The sequence below is a fragment of the Catenovulum adriaticum genome (assembly GCF_026725475.1).
In the GTDB taxonomy this organism is placed as follows: Bacteria; Pseudomonadota; Gammaproteobacteria; order Enterobacterales; family Alteromonadaceae; genus Catenovulum; species Catenovulum adriaticum.
On sequence record NZ_CP109965.1, the window covers coordinates 2,722,186 to 2,740,884 of the forward strand.

21 protein-coding genes are annotated in these 18,699 nt (G+C 38.2%); 9 read left to right on the forward strand and 12 right to left on the reverse strand.

Annotation, left to right across the window (positions count from 1 at the left end):
- Positions 1 to 90 precede the first annotated feature (90 nt).
- Positions 91 to 2,238, reverse strand: a complete 2,148-nt coding sequence (gene gspD, locus OLW01_RS11935; RefSeq protein WP_268074147.1) for a type II secretion system secretin GspD — start codon at positions 2,236 to 2,238, stop codon at positions 91 to 93.
- Positions 2,239 to 2,273: 35 nt separating this feature from the next.
- Positions 2,274 to 3,173: a type II secretion system protein GspC gene (gene gspC / locus OLW01_RS11940; RefSeq protein WP_268074148.1), complete on the reverse strand. Its 900-nt coding sequence runs from the start codon at positions 3,171 to 3,173 to the stop codon at positions 2,274 to 2,276.
- A gap of 224 nt (positions 3,174 to 3,397) precedes the next feature.
- On the opposite strand from gspC, the gene hslR reads away from it, so the two are divergent.
- Both hslR and hslO read left to right on the forward strand, forming a co-directional pair.
- Entirely contained in the window at positions 3,398 to 3,814 is a 417-nt protein-coding gene (gene hslR, locus OLW01_RS11945) for a ribosome-associated heat shock protein Hsp15 (protein WP_268074149.1), read from the forward strand.
- Positions 3,811 to 4,695: an Hsp33 family molecular chaperone HslO gene (gene hslO, locus OLW01_RS11950; protein WP_268074150.1), complete on the forward strand. Its 885-nt coding sequence runs from the start codon at positions 3,811 to 3,813 to the stop codon at positions 4,693 to 4,695. Before hslR ends, hslO begins: the two co-directional genes overlap by 4 nt.
- Positions 4,696 to 4,772: 77 nt before the next feature.
- On the opposite strand, the gene OLW01_RS11955 is transcribed toward hslO, so the two are convergent.
- The 9 genes from OLW01_RS11955 to ectA all read right to left on the reverse strand — a co-directional run bounded on the left by OLW01_RS11955 (position 4,773) and on the right by ectA (position 12,212).
- Positions 4,773 to 4,934 carry a DUF2789 family protein gene (locus OLW01_RS11955; RefSeq protein WP_326498601.1) on the reverse strand — a complete coding sequence of 54 codons (162 nt, stop codon included), beginning with the start codon at positions 4,932 to 4,934 and terminating at the stop codon, positions 4,773 to 4,775.
- A 213-nt stretch (positions 4,935 to 5,147) separates the two neighbouring features.
- Positions 5,148 to 5,351, reverse strand: coding sequence for a hypothetical protein (locus OLW01_RS11960; protein ID WP_268074151.1), 204 nt, complete (start codon positions 5,349 to 5,351; stop codon positions 5,148 to 5,150).
- 58 nt (positions 5,352 to 5,409) lie between these two features.
- Entirely contained in the window at positions 5,410 to 6,345 is a 936-nt protein-coding gene (locus OLW01_RS11965) for a TPR end-of-group domain-containing protein (RefSeq protein WP_268074152.1), read from the reverse strand.
- A 16-nt stretch (positions 6,346 to 6,361) separates the two neighbouring features.
- On the reverse strand, positions 6,362 to 7,765 hold the full coding sequence (locus OLW01_RS11970) for a sodium/proline symporter (RefSeq protein WP_268074153.1): 1,404 nt from the start codon (positions 7,763 to 7,765) through the stop codon (positions 6,362 to 6,364).
- Entirely contained in the window at positions 7,759 to 8,424 is a 666-nt protein-coding gene (locus tag OLW01_RS11975; RefSeq protein ID WP_268074154.1) for a class I SAM-dependent methyltransferase, read from the reverse strand. Before OLW01_RS11975 ends, OLW01_RS11970 begins: the two co-directional genes overlap by 7 nt.
- On the reverse strand, positions 8,402 to 9,862 hold the full coding sequence (locus OLW01_RS11980; RefSeq protein WP_268074155.1) for an aspartate kinase: 1,461 nt from the start codon (positions 9,860 to 9,862) through the stop codon (positions 8,402 to 8,404). Before OLW01_RS11980 ends, OLW01_RS11975 begins: the two co-directional genes overlap by 23 nt.
- A 96-nt stretch (positions 9,863 to 9,958) precedes the next feature.
- A complete protein-coding gene (locus tag OLW01_RS11985; RefSeq protein WP_268074156.1) occupies positions 9,959 to 10,360 on the reverse strand; it encodes an ectoine synthase in 402 nt (133 codons plus the stop codon).
- Positions 10,361 to 10,371: 11 nt separating this feature from the next.
- Entirely contained in the window at positions 10,372 to 11,643 is a 1,272-nt protein-coding gene (gene ectB, locus OLW01_RS11990; protein ID WP_268074157.1) for a diaminobutyrate--2-oxoglutarate transaminase, read from the reverse strand.
- A gap of 26 nt (positions 11,644 to 11,669) precedes the next feature.
- Positions 11,670 to 12,212, reverse strand: a complete 543-nt coding sequence (gene ectA / locus OLW01_RS11995) for a diaminobutyrate acetyltransferase (RefSeq protein ID WP_268074158.1) — start codon at positions 12,210 to 12,212, stop codon at positions 11,670 to 11,672.
- A gap of 114 nt (positions 12,213 to 12,326) precedes the next feature.
- On the opposite strand from ectA, the gene OLW01_RS12000 reads away from it, so the two are divergent.
- The 3 genes from OLW01_RS12000 (at position 12,327) to mdh (ending at position 14,637) form a co-directional block, all read left to right on the forward strand.
- The gene (locus tag OLW01_RS12000; RefSeq protein ID WP_268074159.1) at positions 12,327 to 12,791 is read left to right on the forward strand and encodes a chemotaxis protein CheW; all 465 of its coding nucleotides are present in this window, start codon (positions 12,327 to 12,329) and stop codon (positions 12,789 to 12,791) included.
- A 44-nt stretch (positions 12,792 to 12,835) separates the two neighbouring features.
- Positions 12,836 to 13,351 carry a MarR family winged helix-turn-helix transcriptional regulator gene (locus OLW01_RS12005; protein ID WP_268076226.1) on the forward strand — a complete coding sequence of 172 codons (516 nt, stop codon included), beginning with the start codon at positions 12,836 to 12,838 and terminating at the stop codon, positions 13,349 to 13,351.
- A gap of 347 nt (positions 13,352 to 13,698) precedes the next feature.
- Positions 13,699 to 14,637, forward strand: a complete 939-nt coding sequence (gene mdh / locus OLW01_RS12010; protein WP_268074160.1) for a malate dehydrogenase — start codon at positions 13,699 to 13,701, stop codon at positions 14,635 to 14,637.
- A gap of 117 nt (positions 14,638 to 14,754) precedes the next feature.
- Here mdh and ispB read toward each other — a convergent pair whose 3' ends face one another.
- Positions 14,755 to 15,726 carry an octaprenyl diphosphate synthase gene (gene ispB, locus OLW01_RS12015; protein WP_268074161.1) on the reverse strand — a complete coding sequence of 324 codons (972 nt, stop codon included), beginning with the start codon at positions 15,724 to 15,726 and terminating at the stop codon, positions 14,755 to 14,757.
- A 439-nt stretch (positions 15,727 to 16,165) separates the two neighbouring features.
- Here ispB and rplU point away from each other — a divergent pair, with 439 nt between their 5' ends.
- The 4 genes from rplU (at position 16,166) to folA (ending at position 18,618) form a co-directional block, all read left to right on the forward strand.
- The gene (rplU, locus tag OLW01_RS12020) at positions 16,166 to 16,477 is read left to right on the forward strand and encodes a 50S ribosomal protein L21 (RefSeq protein WP_268074162.1); all 312 of its coding nucleotides are present in this window, start codon (positions 16,166 to 16,168) and stop codon (positions 16,475 to 16,477) included.
- Positions 16,478 to 16,496: 19 nt separating this feature from the next.
- On the forward strand, positions 16,497 to 16,754 hold the full coding sequence (rpmA, locus tag OLW01_RS12025; protein ID WP_268074163.1) for a 50S ribosomal protein L27: 258 nt from the start codon (positions 16,497 to 16,499) through the stop codon (positions 16,752 to 16,754).
- A gap of 161 nt (positions 16,755 to 16,915) precedes the next feature.
- A complete protein-coding gene (gene cgtA, locus OLW01_RS12030; RefSeq protein ID WP_268074164.1) occupies positions 16,916 to 18,085 on the forward strand; it encodes an Obg family GTPase CgtA in 1,170 nt (389 codons plus the stop codon).
- 23 nt (positions 18,086 to 18,108) lie between these two features.
- Positions 18,109 to 18,618, forward strand: coding sequence for a type 3 dihydrofolate reductase (folA, locus tag OLW01_RS12035; RefSeq protein ID WP_268074165.1), 510 nt, complete (start codon positions 18,109 to 18,111; stop codon positions 18,616 to 18,618).
- The last annotated feature ends 81 nt before the right edge of the window (positions 18,619 to 18,699 follow it).

Sequence of the window (18,699 nt, forward strand, 5' to 3'; positions counted from 1 at the left end):
TTCACCTTCAGCCGGTGCTAGTGCGGCTGCTTCTGCAATTAAGGTTTCGTTGGTTAAATCTTGAGTTTCTTGTGTCATCACTCAACCTTATTATTGCGACTTTTCAGCTTCGCGTTTTTGATCTTCACGTTGTGCTTTATCCGCTTCAAGGTACTGTTTTAATGCACCTTTTTCAGTTAAATATTCTTCAAATGAAGGCGGTAACTCTAATTTGCTATCCCAATGAGGCAATACTGGCACTTCATCACTGTAAGATAAGAAGTTACCATTTGCACGACGCTCTAATTGCTGAGCTCGGATATAATTATATTTACGATGGCTCATTGCGTTTTGCGTTAAACCGTCAGTCACTATTGTTGGGCGAATAAAAACCATTAGATTTCGCTTGCGCTTCGTATTGCTGGTCGATTTAAATAGATTACCGATAATAGGAATATCACCTAATAAAGGCACTTTAGAAACGCTTTCTTGCACATCTTCATCAATCAAGCCACCAAGCACTATGGTTTGCCCACTTTCTGCCATAACGGTTGTTTTAATTTCACGTTTATTAAAGCTCACATCAATACCAGTTGCACCTGCCACACTGGATACCTCTTGCTCTAACGTCAGCATAACCGCTGAACCTTCGTTAATTTGAGGTGTCACCTTGAGCTTAATACCCACTTCTTTTCGGTCAACCGTTTGAAATGGGTTAGTATTAGAGTTTGATGCGGTTGCCCCGGTAATAGTTGGGACTTCCTGACCCACTAAAATAGAAGCTTCTTGATTATCCATAGTGGTTAAGCTGGGTGTTGCCAAAATATTTGAGTTAGTCGCGGTGGTTACTGCTTGTAATACAGCCCCCCAACCATCTTTAACCACACCCAACATAGTGCCATTAACGCCACCAAGTAAACTTGCCAACGTTGAAAAATCGCCTGGAATTTCTTCACCTTCAACAATACTGGCAATAACACGTTCACCGTTTTCATCGTAAACTGGCTGGCCATCACCGTCTGTACGGTATGTAATATCATCTTCACCGTAACGCGTTCTTGCTTGCTCTGCGCCCACAGCTAAAGAACCAATTGGCGTTGAGTTGGTAAATTGAACCATACCGCCATCTTCACTGATCCACTGCACACCCAAATTAAAACCATCACCTTCAAACACTTCAACTATAATGGCTTCTACTTGAATTTGTGCACGGCGAATATCAAGCTGTCGAATGACCTCTTCCAATGAACGCATCACATCTGGCTCTGCTGTAATTACCAGTGCATTGCTTTCTGGATGTGCGTCTATACTGATATCACGTTTAGATTTTGAAGATGAACCTTTTGATGCACCTGTTTTATCTTCAATAATACTTGAGCTAACCCCTTCTAAAACTTTAACTAAATCTTCAGCTTTAGAATATTTTAAATAATAAACTTTAGTATTACCGTTGTTTTCAAGTTCACTGTCTAAACGCTGAATCATTTTGATGGTACGGGTGCGGGCTTTGCCTTCACCACTTACAATGACACTATTAGTTCTGTCATCTGCAACCACTTTAGGAATCAAATTATCAGGCGTTCTGTCTTTAGCTGAGTTTTTATTCAAGGTTTCAATAATGCGCACCATTTCGGTAGCTGATGCATATTTTAATTTTATAATTTCTACTTCTTGGTCACCTGCTTGATCTACCCGTCGAATAATTTCGGCTAAACGGTTAACTACAGCTGCGCGCCCCGTCAACATTATTACGTTTGATGGATCGTAATGAACTACGTTACCGCCACCAGCCTGATCATTCAGTTGGCGTAGTAAAGGGGAGAGTTCTTTTACTGATACGTTATAAACTTGAACTACTCGGGTTACCATTTCATCACCATCACCTCTTTCTTGTTGTTCAACAACAGGAATCGATGATGTTTTAGCATCTTTATCTCGGATAACTTTCAAAATGCCATTAGACATTTCAACCACAGCATAATCATATACTTCCAGCACATTTAGAAAGAACTGATAATATTGATCTTCGGTTAATAAATCATAGCTACGCACATTAATTTTACCGCGAACATTAGGATCAACGATAATGGTACGCTCTAAGTTTTTCCCAACGATATTAATAAATTCATTAATATCTGTGCCTTTAAAATTCGGAGAATATTCTGCGGCTATGGTTGTCGGGGTTGAAAATGTAATAAAGGCCGACAATGCTAAGGCGGAAAGTTGCTTAACTACTGCGGGGCGCTTTTGAATGCTCATGCCCTTGTGCTCCGTATCTTTAATTTTATTCATTATTAATAAAGCGAAATATATATTTGTTTAATTGAACCATTGCGTTCAATTAATAAAGAAGCTTCTTGTGCATCTTTTAATTGATTCATTGCTTGCATGGCTTGCGATAAGTTTGTTAAATCATAACCGCTGATTTCAATTGCGATATCGCCAGCTGACAAGCCAACTGATTTAAATAACTGCGGATCTTTGCCTGGATATAAACGATAACCTACTAATTCACCATCTCGTCTTACTGGTGAAACTTTTAAATAATCGATTAAAGTGCCTGGGTCTTGAAATGCTTGCTGACGAAGATCAGCTAATGCTGCCTTACTTTCATTGGTTAAAGGTGGGGCATCTGAATTTACAGGCTCAACATTTTCAGCCGCTGAAGGTGCATCACTCACAATCGCGTCATAGTCTTGTCCTTCAAGCATTAAAGTTTCTCGCCGCCCAGATTGAGCTAAAATAACACGGTCAGCAAAAATTTCTTTAATTACTGCTCGGGTTCCATCAATTTTTTCATCTATTCCGTAAACATCTTGCGAACCACTTTTTTCAATAATGGCTGCCGCTAAACTTTTTTCACTACTAGGTACAACCCCAGTTAGTTTCAAATTTAAGGTTGTTTCAGGGGCATCTTCTGGTTGAGTTTCAACCTGAATAGGCTCAGCATGATAATCACCAAACAAATTTAACCCCGTAATTTTATTAGTATCAGCACTGACTGCCGATTGACTTACGGTATTAGCACTACTTGATGCTAAAATATTTAATTGAGGTTTAGGAAATAATTGCCAAGTAATTTGAGCTAATAACCATGCAATGTATATAAATAATACCAACTGTAAAATGGAGCTTATTTTACTTTGAGGTAACTTTTTTAGTTTTTCTAAACTGTTCAGGAGATTGTCTTGCAAAATAATAAACCAGTAATTAAAAATCATATTTAGCCAGAGCGCTGGCTAAGCTTTATATTATTGCAACAGAATGTTACGTTTTTTATAATATTGCAACTTCATTTATCAACAATTGAGTATATCGCATTTAGTTACCGTGAATAAAGCGATATAATAAGGTCTCATCTAACACGCCGTTCTAATATGGTACGGTTCATTATCAATACAATGATTATTTGTAACGTATGACTAAAAAAAGTTCCAAAAGTGCAAACAATTCAGCAATACGTTTAGATAAATGGCTTTGGGCGGCTCGTTTTTATAAAACCCGAGCGCTTGCTCGCAGCATGGTTGAGAGTGGTAAGGTAAAGTATAATCAACAAAGATGCAAACCAAGTCGGACGGTTGAAATTGGGGTCTTACTGACTATTACTCAAGGTCATGATGAAAAACAAATTGAAGTGCTTGACCTCTCCGATCAGAGGCGAGCTGCACCTGATGCTCAATTGCTCTACCAAGAAACCCAAGAAAGCATAGATAAACGGACACAAGTAGCGCAGATGCGTAAAATACAACATTCGCTGAACCCTCATCCTCAAACTAAACCGGATAAAAAACAGCGTCGTCAATTAATACAGGTAAAACAGAAGACAAATTCATGATAAATACAGGCGATCAACTTAATCGATACTTATTTGATAACACAAATGTGCGCGGCGAACTCGTTCAGTTAGATAAAAGTTATAAAGAAATGCTTAAAAACCACGATTATCCTGACGTGATTGCGCAGGTTATTGGAGAGTTATTTGCAGCCACTAGTTTATTAACTGCCACCTTGAAGTTTGAAGGAGATATAGCGGTACAAATTCAAGGTAACGGCCCAGTTTCGTACGTGTCAATCAATGGCAGTCATAACCAAAAATTACGCGGTGTAGCGCGTTGGCAAGCAGTACCTGAATCAAATCGCTTATCAGATTTATTCGGTGAAAAAGGCATCATGGTTATCACAATTACCCCCATTAAAGGCGAACGTTATCAAGGTATAGTGGCGTTAGAAAAAGAGAGTATTTCAGCTTGCCTAGAAAACTATTTTGCGCAATCAGAGCAACTGGATACCCATATTTGGCTGTTTACAGATACCGAACAGCAAAACGCTGGTGGTATTATGTTGCAAACGATTCCAGGTAACTCAACCCAAACAACGAATAGAGAGCAAATGAGTCAAGAGCTTGAGCATTTAGCTCAACTAACTGCAACGCTAAGCGCAAAAGAGTTATTTAGTTTAGACGCCCAAGATGTGCTTTATCGTTTGTACCACCAAGAAGAAGTTAAATTATTTGAACCAGCTAACATCAGTTTTAATTGCGGTTGCTCAAAAGAACGAAGCTTAAATGCATTAGCTTCAATTGAGCCGCAAGAACTTCAATCTATCATTGAAGAGCAAGGCAAGATTGAAATCAAATGTGAATATTGTTTAAACAATTATGTATTTAATGAAGCTGATTTATCTCACTTATTAAATGCACCGCAAAATAAGCAGTAATGTTAAACGACAGGCTACTTTTTATAAGTTATAAGTCCTGTCGCTTAACATATATCCAAGCCACTTGGGTATAAATATTATCTTAACCTAGCATCTAAATGATCTACCACTTCAGCCCAGTCTGAATCAGACGCTATCGCTTCCGTCAAAAAAGCTTTTTGACTATCATTCCAGCAATCAGCTTGATTTAACTGCACATCTTTTGGAATAGCTTTATGCTGACTGATGAAATCTTCAATATCTTGCTAGGACGATGCTAAGCCTAATTGTTCAAATAAATTATTCATGGTATGAAATTCTGTATCCATATAAATAGCTTCTGATAATTAAATGTCTGCTTCATGTCTGCTTAAGTATAGATGATTTATCGGTACTATAATTTTAATATGGTCACAACTTAGGTTGTTTTATGCTTTTAGCAAGTCTTACTGTTAAGTGGTTCAAAGCAATCATCATTCTAAATTAGATGATGAGGCATTTGACCATGATTTTTTGATATGGTGTATTGCAACAACAATCGCAACATACAATACACCAGAAAAAGGAACGGCCAACCAATCAACTCGAGAGGCTCTAATAAATATTAACTGAAACGCCAAAACCAATAACATCACTAGACAAGCGACTTTAATGCACCTAGACCAATTAATATCCATAAATCCATCACCATAAATAACAAGCTATTTTTTAGGGCTTTTAAGCTTAGTCTGGGTATTAAGATACTGCAACTTTGGTCAATAAGTTTTGAAACTCTTCTAATTCATACAAACTTTCAAACATGGTTTCGTTAGCCAATTCACCCATTAACGCCGGTGATTTTTCAAGTGCGATATGAATATCAGCTAACGCGGCTTCGGTTTGGCCAAGCGCTGCTTCAGCGCAAGCTCTTTGCCAGTAAGCTAATGCATAATTTTCGTCTAAATCCAATGCTTTGGTTGATAAACTCAATGCCCACTCACATTCGCCTAGCTCAATAACGGCATCTGCTTTATAGGTAATAGCTTCAACATCTTCGTTATTCAAAGCTAATATTTCATCATAAAGCTTAACCCGCTGCTGAGGGTTAGTTTCAAGACCGGCACGCATCCAAAGTGCGTGTAGTTGGTTTGACAGGGAGATTTCTTCCTGGGCGGTAATAATTTGCTCAGAGCGCCGTTTTAGCTTGTCCTCAACGTCTTTTAATCTCTCTTCATATTCTTCACTCACCTTGCTCACTTTTTGGCTTACGTGATCTTCAATTTGAGTCTGAATATCTCTTAACGAACGCCAGCCCATTAATACTAAAACAGATGCCGCTGCGGTAATAATAAAAAATACGTTGTTTACGGTGTCAGCAGTATATCGCAGCGCCCGATCAGATGATTCAAGTTTAGATTGGCTAACCTTTTCAATCATTTCTGAGCGCATTAATAGCTGATCTTGACGCAAGCTTTTAAGTTCATCCAATACATAACGTTCAATAAAAGGGCTATACAAAGGCTCTTTTAAGCTATTCACTTTTTGTTCAGCCTGTTGCATTTGGGTGCTCGTTTGTTCCGCATTGGATTGCTGCCCATTGCTAGTTTGCGACGAACTTACTTGTGCGTCTTGTGCAAAAACGCTTTTTGTCAGAAGCAATAAACATACAGCAATAGGCAATAACTTTGTCATTCTTTTTCCAGTTTAGTTAAGCAGTTGTAACCTTTTGCATTTTATTTAAGATAGCAAAACAACTAACCCCTAATAAAATACCAATTACACCTTCGTAAATACTATTATGTAAGCCAAAATATCGCCAAATAATGCTGCTCGAAACACTAATTACAACAATTGCAATGGCGCTCCATTGATTTACTCGCCAGCCCAAAATAAACCCAATTAATAAAGGAGCAATCGCACAACCCATAGCTGACCATGAGAATACCACTAAACTAAATACACTTTGTTTCGCATATAAGGCAATCAGTAAAGTGATTAACGTAATACCAATAGTGGCACTTTTAATTATAGTCGTGTTTTGTATTTTGTTTTTAAAGGCATCTTGAGTAAAAGCGGCAGAGCAACTTAAAATTAACGAATCGGCGGTTGATAAAGTGGCTGCGAAAATCCCAGCTAATATAAGCCCTACGAGCCAACTAGGCAATAGCTCAAGTGAAATTAAAGGTAATGCTAGTTCTGCATCAAAAGTCGCTGAGTTGTCTAAAATTAGCCGGCTTAACATACCTACGGCTGTTGCCATTAAATAAAATATCGTAAACCAAACATAATACCAGCCTCGCACAGTCGACATTTTTTGATCTTCGCTCAACGCAATAAAGCGAACCATTACATGAGGTTGACCTACAACTGAAAAACCAGCAAAAAACCAACCTAGTGTAAATGCGATAACCCCGGACCAGCCAGGAATTAACAAACCTTCCGGTTGCATATTCATAAAGCCAGGCACTTGTTGCAATTTATCCCAAACAGCGCTCACTCCGCCTTGATCATTAGTTGCAACAATTAACAGTATCGACATAGCGCCAACCATCACAAATGATTGAGCCGCATCAGTCCAAATTGACGCGCGTATCCCGCCAGCAAAACAATATGCTGCAACCAAAATTGCAACTAATACCACGCCCATCCAAATTGGCCAATCTAATAAAACATGCAAGGCTTTACTGCCCGCTAAAAATTGTGCGGCGGCGTATGCCATCATAAGCGCTAAAGCAGACCAAGCTAGTAAACGCCTTAAAACGGGGTGCGATTTACCTTGCCATAAACTCACTAAAGACATCACAGACACTGCATCGTGCTTTTTAGCTTGATACTGGACATGTTTATGAATATAAAAAGAGGCAATAATATCGCCTACAATCCAACCTAACATTAACCAAATAGCAGCAAAACCTGAGTGATAAGTATAACCAATGACCCCAATAAACATGTAACCACTGTTATTAGTTGCAACAGCAGATAAGCCCGTTAACCAAGCTTTTACGCTTCGTCCTGCGAGGTAATAATCATCTTTATTTTTTTGCGCAAATTTTGCGGCGCTTAACCCAATTAAAGCAAAACAGCTCATAAAAATGATAAAGCTGATTAACATAATAACTCCTGTACATTGTTTACGCTTAAAATGAACCCATCTAATGCCATTGGCTCTGAGATTGAATGTGGATTTACCTCAACATCAATTAAGTTATCACTATCTTGGCTTAGCTTCACAAACGCTTTTCGGCCAATATCAGCTAACAACATAACTGTGTCTGAACGACACGCAACTTGTTCAACTAAGTTTAATAGCTCTACTTTAGTTTGTAGATCATAGCAAATGTCTGACGCGACAATTAAGTCAACTTGCTCAAGCAGCTTATCATCAATTTCTTGAATTCTAATATTTTGACTATCGACTTGAGTTTCGTTTCTTTGGGCGAGCATTTGCTGGTAAGGTTGCACATTTTCGTCAAGGTCGCTGGCAATTACATTGGCTTTAAAGTGTTTGCTTAGAAAAACACTTAATGCTCCCCAGCCTGCCCCAATTTCGAGCACATTAAGCGAGCGCCTTAGCGAGGCTTTCGAGAGAATATCCATTAACAAAAAGTTTGATTGCCAAACTTTTGATCCAAAAAGCTGAGGGGTAAACCCGTCAGCTTTTATATCATCCACTAAATCATGATTAGGCTTAACAATATTAATACCGTAAGCCCAAAAATGATCTTTACTACTTTTTAATTGTGTTGTTCTATACTGCCGCTGGGCTATCAAGCGTAACTCCAGACGTGGCATTATCAGATTCAACTAAGTGTTTATGCAACGCAACTATAGCTGTATCAAAGTGTTTTTCATCTAATACAAACTGAATATCAACTTGACGCATAGATTGATGCAATGCTTGAATACTAATGCCTTTTTCAGCAATAGCGGCTACTGCCCGAGCTAACATACCAGCTTCTTGCATATCACTACCAATGGCTGAAACAATACAAACTTTACGAACATTCACTTCTGCTTCTGAGAAAGTTTTTTCTAGTAAATTTTGTAATCGATTCGCTTTTTTCAGGTTGCAGCTAATGTAATGCGTAATACTGTTAGCAGTTACATCTTTACTCACCATTTGCATTTTTAAGTCTTTGATAAGCGCTAACGTTTGGCGGTCAAATGTATCTACTTGGCCCATCATATCTTGATCGAATAACTCAAATGCATAGATTTTTTCGCGGCCCGCAATAATTTCCACTTTTGGCTCATCACTTACGTAAGTTGACGTAATTAATGTGCCTTTGTGCTCAGGCTCAAACGTATTTTTAACTCGTAATGGAATTTCAGATTGGCGTAAACCTTTTGCCGCTCTTGGATGAATCGCTTCCATCCCTAAATTCGCAAGCTGATCAGCCACATCGTAGTTAGTTAAGCCAATTGTCACTACTTTTTCTAAGCCCACTAATTTAGGATCCGCGCTGCTTAAATGATATTCTTTATGAATAACGGCTTCTCTAGCTTTAGTTAATACGGCAATTCGACTGAATGTCATTTCACTATAACCACGGTCAAACGTAGCCATTAAGCCTTTTTCACTGTGACAATAACCTGTTGCAATAGGCAAGCATTTAGATAAATCAAGCGACCAGAATTTTTCTTTGATCAACTCATCCATATCTACTGCTTTATCAACATCCCAACCTGACAAGTCAACAAAGACAGCGTTAATGCCTTCTTTTTGTAATAAGTGAGCTAGGTTGTAAGCGCTATGCGCTTCACCAATACTAGCTAACATTTCACGCACTTTAAGTAAGTGATCATCAAGCTCAAAGTGACCGTGCTGACATAAGCTATTTAAATCGGCTAAGCAGCGCTCTGCATCCGCTAAGCGTCGCAAAATAAATTTATCTGCTTTTTCTTTTAATTTACCTTCACCAAATAAATCTAGATTGATTTCTAACATTTTGTCGCGAACTTGATTAAAAGCTTCAATCCAAGTTTGATCTTCTTCTGCTAGCGCAAATCGACCATAAATGCCTGGCTCACCTGTTTTTTTATGCTCAAGCAATAAGTTAGTTAAACCGCCATAAGCTGAAACAACAAAAACACGTTGATATGGATTTTTAAGTAACTTATTAAGCATAATATTATCCCGAACGGCAGGATAATTGCTCATCGACGTACCGCCGATTTTTTCTACTGTATGATTATTTGAATGATTCATAATATAAATTCAATTTAAATTGGTTAGATACTGTTAAAATAACAGCAAGAAGTAGCAGGCGAGCTATATAAAGCAGGCCTGCTTTTTATGAATAGATTATTTACCGCTGACTTCATCTGCGTCAAGTGGATATGCACCAGAAGCATCGTGTACTTCTTTACCATTAAGCGGTGGGTTAAACACACAGGCCATTTTCATCTCTTGAGTAGCACGTAAAATATGTTTGTCGTGCTTATCAAGTAAATAAATAACACCTGGGGTAATTTCGTGAATTTCACCAGTTGCTAAATCTTCAATTGAACCTTCACCTGATACACAATAAACAGACTCTAAATGGTTTTGGTAATGCAATGGTAACTCAGCACCACGGAAAATGGTCGTAATATGGAATGAAAAACCCATGTTGTCACTTTTCAAACATAAGCGAGTGCTGTCCCAACCTTCACTTACAATTTTACGATCTGTTTTTTCTGCATCTTGTAATTTTCTAACAATCATTTATTTACACCTTAACTTGCTAATTTTAATTCTGTATTAAACTCGGCTGAAATAGCAGACAATAAAATGTCTAAGCCTTGTTTTAAATCCGTTTTGCTAATCGTCAATGGACAAAAGCACTTAACAATTTGCCCTTGATTGCCGGCAGTTTCAATCACTAAATTATTTTTGAAAGCTTTTGCCGTGATTCTATCCGCAATTTCTCCATTTCTAAATTCAATCCCTTGCATCATGCCTCGCCCTTTAACACGAGCATGAGTTACGCCAAGTTCGTCTGCAACGGTTTGAAAGTATTCACGAACAATACTTGCTTTCTCAGCAATTTCTTTTTCAAACTGAGTGTCAGACCAATATTCTTTCAGCGCAGTTGCCGCAGTAATAAACGCATGATTATTACCACGAAACGTTCCATTATGTTCACCCGGCGCCCATTCATCAAGCTCAGGTTTAAGCAATACTATTGCTAAAGGTAGACCAAAACCACTTAGTGATTTTGATAATGTAATAATATCTGGCTGAATGCCTGATTCTTCAAAACTAAAGAAGGTACCGGTTCGGCCACAACCCGCTTGAATGTCATCAACAATCAACAAAGCGCCATGTTTTTTAGCTAAGGCTTGCAAACCTTGCAACCATTCATTGGTGGCTACGTTTAAGCCGCCTTCACCTTGTACGGTTTCAACAATAAATGCAGCTGGAGCGTCAACACCGCTAGATGGATCTGATAATTGCTTATCAATCATTTTTATTGTGTCTGCATTGTAACCATAATAACCACAATACGGCATTCGAGTAACACCCGATAATGGAATGCTTGCACCGCCTCTGTGATGCTGATTACCGGTTGCTGCAACAGCGCCTAATGTTACCCCATGAAACCCATTGGTAAATGAAATAATATTAGTTCTTCCTGTCACTTTACGCGCTAATTTTAATGCAGCTTCAACCGCATTAGCCCCTGTAGGACCTGTAAATTGAGCTTTATAGCTTAGTGATCTTGGCTTTAAAATAACTGACTGTAATGTAGATAAAAATTCTGCTTTAGCTTGGGTATGCATATCTAAACCGTGCGTAACCCCGTCTTCCATTATATAGTCAACCAACGCTTTTTTTAATTCTGGATGATTATGACCATAATTTAAAGAGCCAGCGCCCGCTAAAAAGTCTAAATATTGCTCGCCTGTATCAGTATATAAATGCGCACCTTGTGCTCGGTTAAAAGTAACCGGAAAAGAGTTAGCATAACACTGAACGTTAGATTCCATTTCCGTAAAAATACTCATGATAGTCCTCTTATTTAATGGTTTTGTTACAGTTTATTCGCTGAAAACGGGCCAATATGAAACAAAAACTCATCGTCATGCTTCCCACCAAAGTGAACTTCTTTTGAAAACATAACAGATTCAACACATTCAGTATTTAAGTTTTCTGCTAATTTTTTAAACACTCGACGTGACGCTGAATTATCAGCTGTAATAGTCGTATCAATAAAACGAACATGGCTACATTGCGGCTGCGACAATAAAAATGTCAACATTCGCTGAGACAATGCACAACCACGCGCTTTCTCAGATACTGCCATTTGCCAAACAAATAAATTATCTGTTTGCTTAGGTTCTAAATAAGCAGAAACCCAACCTACAATCTCGCCATCTAGTTCGGCAACGACACAGGTGTCAGAAAAATGAGAGCATTGCAGTAAGTTGCAATAAACTGAATTAGTATCTAAAGGCGGACATGCCTCTATGAGTTGGTTAATCGCGTAGCCATCAGATGACTGCGGATGTCTAAAACTGATTTGATCACTTTTTTGAGTTGTTGATGAATCAACTTTTGATTTACTTGTATTCAAAATGAGCTCACCCATTTAATTTCGTGCATCAAAATTATTTTGATGTCTAAACAATTATTTATATAGTACACTAAACATTATGTAAATTTCCAGTTTATTATTTTTGATGGTTTTATGACAAACAAATGGGTTTCTTTTTTTATTGCCAATGAAAAGTTTTGCGCCAACATCTCTGATATAAAGGAGGTTTTGCCGTATCAACAAGCTAATCCATTCCCAGGTTCAGATGAAAACACTGAGGGTATATTAAGCATAAGAGGCGAAGTAATAACGGTTTTAGACGGCAATAAAATATTTAGTTGTGAAAACATTTATGCTAAAAATAACATTATTGTAATTGAAGACCAGTCAAATACATTAATAGGTATTAGCATCAATGGAATTGATGAAATTATCGAATTTGAAACAGTCGATATAGAAAAAACAAGTGAACAACAAAATTCACTAGTGCTCGGGACAATTCATTCTAATGGTCAGTTATATGTGGTAGCCGATCTTGCCAGCTTACTTGCTGAGCAACAGGGAACCTCAGAAGACGAACAACAAGTAGTGGTCTCAAATGGCCAAAAAGGGCTATAATGGCATTTATACCTAACTCTCAACTGGACTTAACTTTGGCCGCAATAGAACCAATTGAAGAAGTGCTTATTACCTTACGCAGGTTAATCAGAGCAACTGACTTACATTCAAAACAACTCGTAAAAACAGCTGGTATTACAGCACCTCAATTACTTTTGCTGCGGGCCATTAACGATCAGGGTGAAGTCACGATCGGCGAAATCGCAAACGAAGTGAGTTTAAGTCAGGCAACTGTGACCACAATTTTGGACCGGCTTGAAAAACGCGAGTTACTCTACCGAGTTCGATCTAATAGAGACAAACGTAAAGTTCACGCCTATTTAACGGAGGCCGGACAAGAGTTACTCCAAAATGCACCGCTTCCTTTGCAAGAGCATTTTATCCGCCACTTTAAAGATTTAAAAGATTGGGAACAAACCATGATTTTATCGTCGCTGCAGCGCGTAGTGCAAATGATGGATGCACAGCATTTAGATGCAGCCCCAATGTTAGCGGTTGGTGATTTAGACAAATACACGGCTGATAAATATCCAAATTCAGCTAATGTCACTAAAAAATAAAATAGCTAAAGCGCGTTTATTTTTGTTTATCAGCTATCGCTGAAATAAAAAAATCGCCTACTTCGTAAAATAATACAAAGATTTATATTTCATACACAATCTCCAAAATTATTTTTCACAAAAAATAGTCAATATAGGCTAAATTAATATCGGATTAATCGGCAAGCGATTGTTATTTGTCGAGCAATCTTTTATCTTGTAGCTATCACTCTAAGCTGTATTATTTTGCGTTTTTAGCTGCTTTATGTCTAAAACATAATCAATAGCAAATAACGATAATGAGATAGCTTTGAATCGATATCCAATTAACTGGGTATTGTCAGTTTAACCATCCTATGGAGAATACAATGAAAGTTGCTGTTATTGGTGCTGCTGGTGGCATTGGTCAAGCTCTTGGTTTATTACTTAAATTAAACTTGCCTGCTGGTTCACAATTAAGCCTATATGATATTGCCCCTGTAACACCAGGTGTTGCAAAAGATTTAAGCCATATCCCAACCGATGTGGAAGTAACTGGTTTTGGTGGCGAAGACTGCTCACCTGCACTTGAAGGTGCTGACGTTGTTTTAATTTCGGCTGGTGTAGCTCGTAAGCCTGGTATGGACCGTGCAGATTTATTTAATATAAACGCTGGCATTATTAAAACATTAACCGGAAAAGTTGCACAGACTTGTCCAAATGCTTTATTAGGTATTATCACAAATCCAGTTAATACAACAGTTCCAATTGCAGCTGAAGTATTAAAAAGCGCTGGTGTATATGACCCTAAAAAATTATTTGGTGTGACTACGCTAGATGTGATTCGCGCAGAAACTTTTGTAGCCGAAGCAAAAGATAAATCAACTCAAGAAATCAACGTCGATGTAATTGGCGGACATAGTGGTGTGACCATTTTACCATTATTGTCACAAATTGATGGTGTTTCATTCTCAGATGATGAAATTGCAAGTTTAACAACTCGCATCCAAAATGCAGGTACTGAAGTAGTTGAAGCAAAAGCTGGTGGCGGTTCTGCAACATTATCTATGGGTCAAGCTGCAGCTCGCTTCGGTTTATCATTAATTAAAGGTTTAACCGGCGAAGATGTCATTGAATGTGCCTATGTTCAAGGTAGTGGCGATAACGCACCTTTCTTTGCTCAACCAATTAAATTGGGCAAAAATGGCGTTGAGACAATTTTAGATTACGGTTCGTTAAGTGCATTTGAACAAAAAGCATTAGACGATATGTTACCAACATTAAAAGGTGACATCGAAAAAGGCGTTGAGTTTGGCCAAGCCAAATAAAATGTTCATGTCGAACCAAGCGATTAACCCAAAGTGCTAACAAACACTTGGTATAGATAAAAAAAAGCGGCTATAGCCGCTTTTTTTTATTTTGGTTTTTAACTCAATATTAGTCGTTTAACTGTCTCGTTTAACCGATAACCACGCTAAGCTTTCGAGTGCTTTTTTATAGTCTGTATCCGCTAAAACACTCAACGCATCAATAGCCAACTGAGCGTGTTTTTCGGCTTGTTGATACGTATAGTCTAAAGATTGAGTCTGTTTGATCACGGCTAAAACGGCGTCCAATTGATCTAAACCATCACCCTGCTCAATCACTTGACGAATCAACTCAACTTGGCTTTGGCTGCCATTTTCCATCGCATGAATTAAAGGTAATGTAGGTTTACCTTCAGCTAAATCATCACCAATATTTTTACCTAACGCTTGTGCATCGCCTGCGTAATCTAACCAATCATCCATTAGCTGAAAAGCTGTTCCTAAATAGCGTCCATAATCAGCCATAGCTTGTTCAATTTCCAACGGCTGATCATTAATTACAGCCGCTAACTGAGTCGCTGCTTCAAATAATTTGGCTGTTTTACTGTAAATGACATCCATATAAACAGCTTCTGTGGTGTCTGGATTATTACAATTCATTAATTGTAAAACTTCACCTTCAGCAATAATATTGGTTGCATTAGAAAGGATTTGCATTACTTGCATATTTTCAAGTGACACCATCATCTGAAATGAGCGGGTATATAAGAAGTCACCCACCAAAACAGATGCCTGATTGCCAAATAACGCATTAGCCGTATCACGGCCACGTCGTTTCATTGACTCATCAACAACATCATCATGAAGTAAAGTCGCGGTATGGATAAATTCAATAATAGCCGCTAAGGTGATATGTTTATCGTGACTATCATTTAACGCTCTGGCTGCTAATGTTGTGATCAACGGACGAATACGTTTACCACCACTATTAACGATATAAAAGCCAAGTTGTTGAATTAAAGCGACGTCACTTTTTAGCTGCCCTGCAATTACTTGATTTACGGCTCGCATATCCGGCTCAGCGAGGGATTTGATCTCTGTCAGCAACATTATTTAGTTATTTTATAAAAAATTGAATTAGCCTATTAATTGGCTAATTCTACACAATTTTTTGATTAAATGGTGTTTTTTCAAGAGAATGATTTTATTTTTTACAACTAAAATGCTATTACCTTTTAACAAAAATAAAAAATAACATTAAAAATCATACAGATAATTATAAAACAACCAAGCTAAAAAAGAAACTGTGATATAATCGAGATTAATTTGACTAAATGATTTACGTCTATTTTATTTGACCAGACCCTATTATTTAGGCATTTCGTAGGCAAAAAAACTAAACTGAATAGTTTTTCGTCAATTTTGATCTAATTTAGGCTTGCGATCTCCAAAGGCTTGGCGTAGAATTCGCGCCCTGTTTTAAAGAATTGTACGTCTCGCTTATTGAGTATAATAACCGGACGTCAGAATATAGTGAGCGGAGTAAAATATGTACGCGGTTTTCCAAAGTGGTGGTAAACAACACCGTGTAGCCGAAGGTCAAACCGTTCGCCTAGAGAAAGTAGAACTTGAAGCTGGAGCTTCTATTGAATTTCCAGAAGTACTTTTAATCTCTAATGGCGAAGATATTAAAATTGGTGCACCTTATGTTAACGGCGGCAAAGTAACAGCAGAAGTTGTTGGTCATGGTCGTGGTGAGAAAATTAAGATCGTTAAATTTAGACGTCGTAAGCATTCTCGCAAACAAGCTGGTCACCGTCAGTGGTACACTGAAGTTAAAATCACTGGCATTAACGCTTAATATTTAGGAGACTTAACCAATGGCACATAAGAAGGCAGCTGGTAGTACCCGAAATGGTCGTGATTCAGAAAGCAAACGTTTAGGTGTTAAACGTTACGGCGGCGAATCTGTATTAGCGGGTAATATTATTGTTCGTCAACGTGGTACTCGTTTCCACGCAGGTACAAACGTTGGCATCGGCAAAGACCACACTTTATTTGCTTTATCTGATGGTAAAGTAAAATTTGAAGTTAAAGGTCCACAAAGTCGTAAATTCGTAAGCATCGAAGCAGCTTAAGTTTTACGAGCCAATAAATTTTAAAACCCCGCTACGGCGGGGTTTTTTATTTCCATTTAAAAATAGTCTTGCTAGTTATCGCCTATTTTTTGAACAAGCGTATAATAGCTAATAACTAGCTAGATTAAGTAGCAGCCAAAGTTGCTGTATAGAGGTAATGTATGAATTTTGTCGATGAAGTTGAAATTAAAGTTGACGCGGGTGATGGTGGAAACGGCTGTATTAGCTTTCGTCGTGAAAAATATGTGCCAAACGGCGGCCCTGATGGCGGGGATGGCGGGGATGGCGGTGACGTTTATTTAATCGCCGATGAAGGGTTAAACACCTTAATCGATTACCGATTTGAACGATTCCATGCCGGGCAACGTGGCGAAAATGGAAAAAGTAAAAATTGTACTGGTCGCCGCGGTGAAGATAAATACTTAAAAGTTCCCGTTGGTACACGAGCAACAGATGCAGATACAGGCGAAGTCATTGGCGAGGTTTTACGCCATCAACAAAAAGTATTAGTCGCAAAAGGTGGCTACCACGGTTTAGGCAATACTCGTTTTAAAAGTAGTGTAAATAGAGCGCCTCGCCAAAAAACAGATGGTACGCCAGGTGAAGTCCGTCCGTTAAAACTTGAACTCATGTTATTGGCAGATGTCGGTTTACTCGGTTTGCCCAATGCCGGTAAGTCTACGCTTATTTCAAGTGTTTCAGCTGCAAAACCTAAAATCGCTAATTATCCATTTACTACTTTAGTACCAAATTTAGGTGTTGTAAGACAAGGTGAAGGCAACAGTTTTGTCATCGCCGATATTCCTGGGCTTATCGAAGGTGCGGCAGATGGTGCTGGCTTAGGTATTCGATTTTTAAAACATTTGGAGCGCTGCCAAGTTCTAATTCATTTGATTGATATTGAACCTTTTGATGGCTCTGACCCAGTCGAAAATGCTTTTTCTATTTTAGAAGAGTTACAAAAATACAGTCCAGAATTAGCAGAAAAACCACGCTGGTTAGTTTTTAACAAAATTGATTTGATGCTAGAAGAAGATGCTCAAGCACAAATGGATGCAATTCTTGATGCCCTTGATTGGCAAGGCCCTACATTTGCTATCTCAGCTGCTGAACGAAATGGTACAGCCGATTTAATGAAAGCGCTTGGTGATTGGTTAGTCGCTAACCCGCAGCCTAATTTAGATGAGCAAAAAACTGAGCAGCAAGTTGAATTTAAATGGCAGAGTTACCATGATAGCGTACTAGGCGAAGCTGAAGATCTAGACGATTGGGATGATGACTGGGACGAAGAAGATGATGAAGACGGTCCAGAAGTTGTCTATCAAAAATAAATAAAGATAAGGTGCTAACTGAGATGATATCTATGATAGCCGCAATGACACCTGAATATGTCATTGGAAAAAATAACCAAATGCTATGGCATTTACCGGCCGACTTTAAATTTTTTAAACAAACAACTTTAGGTAAGCCCATTATTATGGGCCGTAAAACGTTTGAATCTATCGGCCGCCCATTACCCGGCAGACTCAATATTATCATGAGTAAAGGTAAAGAGTCTCCGCATCCAGACGTTATGCTAGTTAATACGGTCGATGAAGCAATACAAGCAGCTCAGGCAGAGCTAAAAAATAGTAATACTAATGAAATAATGGTCATTGGTGGCGGTGTTATCTACAAATTATTTTTGCCTCTTGCTGATCGCCTATATATAACTGAAGTAAACACCAAAATTGAAGGTGATGCTTACTTTCCAGAGATAGACAAAAATAGCTGGCAAGAAGTCGAGCGTACCCTTGGGGAAGTTGATGAAAAAAACAAATTAGCCCACCAATTTATTACCTATCAAAAAATAGCGGCTTGTTAAATAAAGCCGCTACACCCACAAATAATTCTGATTAATAAAGCAAATTACCTAAAATATCTTAAGTTATCTAAAAAATTCAGC

Excerpts from the sequence above, each read along its gene's own strand:
- folA (WP_268074165.1), top strand. The coding sequence starts at position 18,109 with ATGATATCTATGATAGCCGCAATGACACCTGAATATGTCATTGGAAAA.
- ectB (WP_268074157.1), bottom strand. The coding sequence starts at position 11,643 with ATGAGTATTTTTACGGAAATGGAATCTAACGTTCAGTGTTATGCTAAC.
- mdh (WP_268074160.1), top strand. The coding sequence starts at position 13,699 with ATGAAAGTTGCTGTTATTGGTGCTGCTGGTGGCATTGGTCAAGCTCTT.
- rpmA (WP_268074163.1), top strand. The coding sequence starts at position 16,497 with ATGGCACATAAGAAGGCAGCTGGTAGTACCCGAAATGGTCGTGATTCA.
- OLW01_RS11970 (WP_268074153.1), bottom strand. The coding sequence starts at position 7,765 with ATGTTAATCAGCTTTATCATTTTTATGAGCTGTTTTGCTTTAATTGGG.
- gspD (WP_268074147.1), bottom strand. The coding sequence starts at position 2,238 with ATGAGCATTCAAAAGCGCCCCGCAGTAGTTAAGCAACTTTCCGCCTTA.
- OLW01_RS11980 (WP_268074155.1), bottom strand. The coding sequence starts at position 9,862 with ATGAATCATTCAAATAATCATACAGTAGAAAAAATCGGCGGTACGTCG.
- OLW01_RS11960 (WP_268074151.1), bottom strand. The coding sequence starts at position 5,351 with ATGGATATTAATTGGTCTAGGTGCATTAAAGTCGCTTGTCTAGTGATG.
- OLW01_RS11965 (WP_268074152.1), bottom strand. The coding sequence starts at position 6,345 with ATGACAAAGTTATTGCCTATTGCTGTATGTTTATTGCTTCTGACAAAA.
- ispB (WP_268074161.1), bottom strand. The coding sequence starts at position 15,726 with ATGTTGCTGACAGAGATCAAATCCCTCGCTGAGCCGGATATGCGAGCC.
- OLW01_RS11985 (WP_268074156.1), bottom strand. The coding sequence starts at position 10,360 with ATGATTGTTAGAAAATTACAAGATGCAGAAAAAACAGATCGTAAAATT.
- hslO (WP_268074150.1), top strand. The coding sequence starts at position 3,811 with ATGATAAATACAGGCGATCAACTTAATCGATACTTATTTGATAACACA.
- hslR (WP_268074149.1), top strand. The coding sequence starts at position 3,398 with ATGACTAAAAAAAGTTCCAAAAGTGCAAACAATTCAGCAATACGTTTA.
- rplU (WP_268074162.1), top strand. The coding sequence starts at position 16,166 with ATGTACGCGGTTTTCCAAAGTGGTGGTAAACAACACCGTGTAGCCGAA.
- OLW01_RS12000 (WP_268074159.1), top strand. The coding sequence starts at position 12,327 with ATGACAAACAAATGGGTTTCTTTTTTTATTGCCAATGAAAAGTTTTGC.
- cgtA (WP_268074164.1), top strand. The coding sequence starts at position 16,916 with ATGAATTTTGTCGATGAAGTTGAAATTAAAGTTGACGCGGGTGATGGT.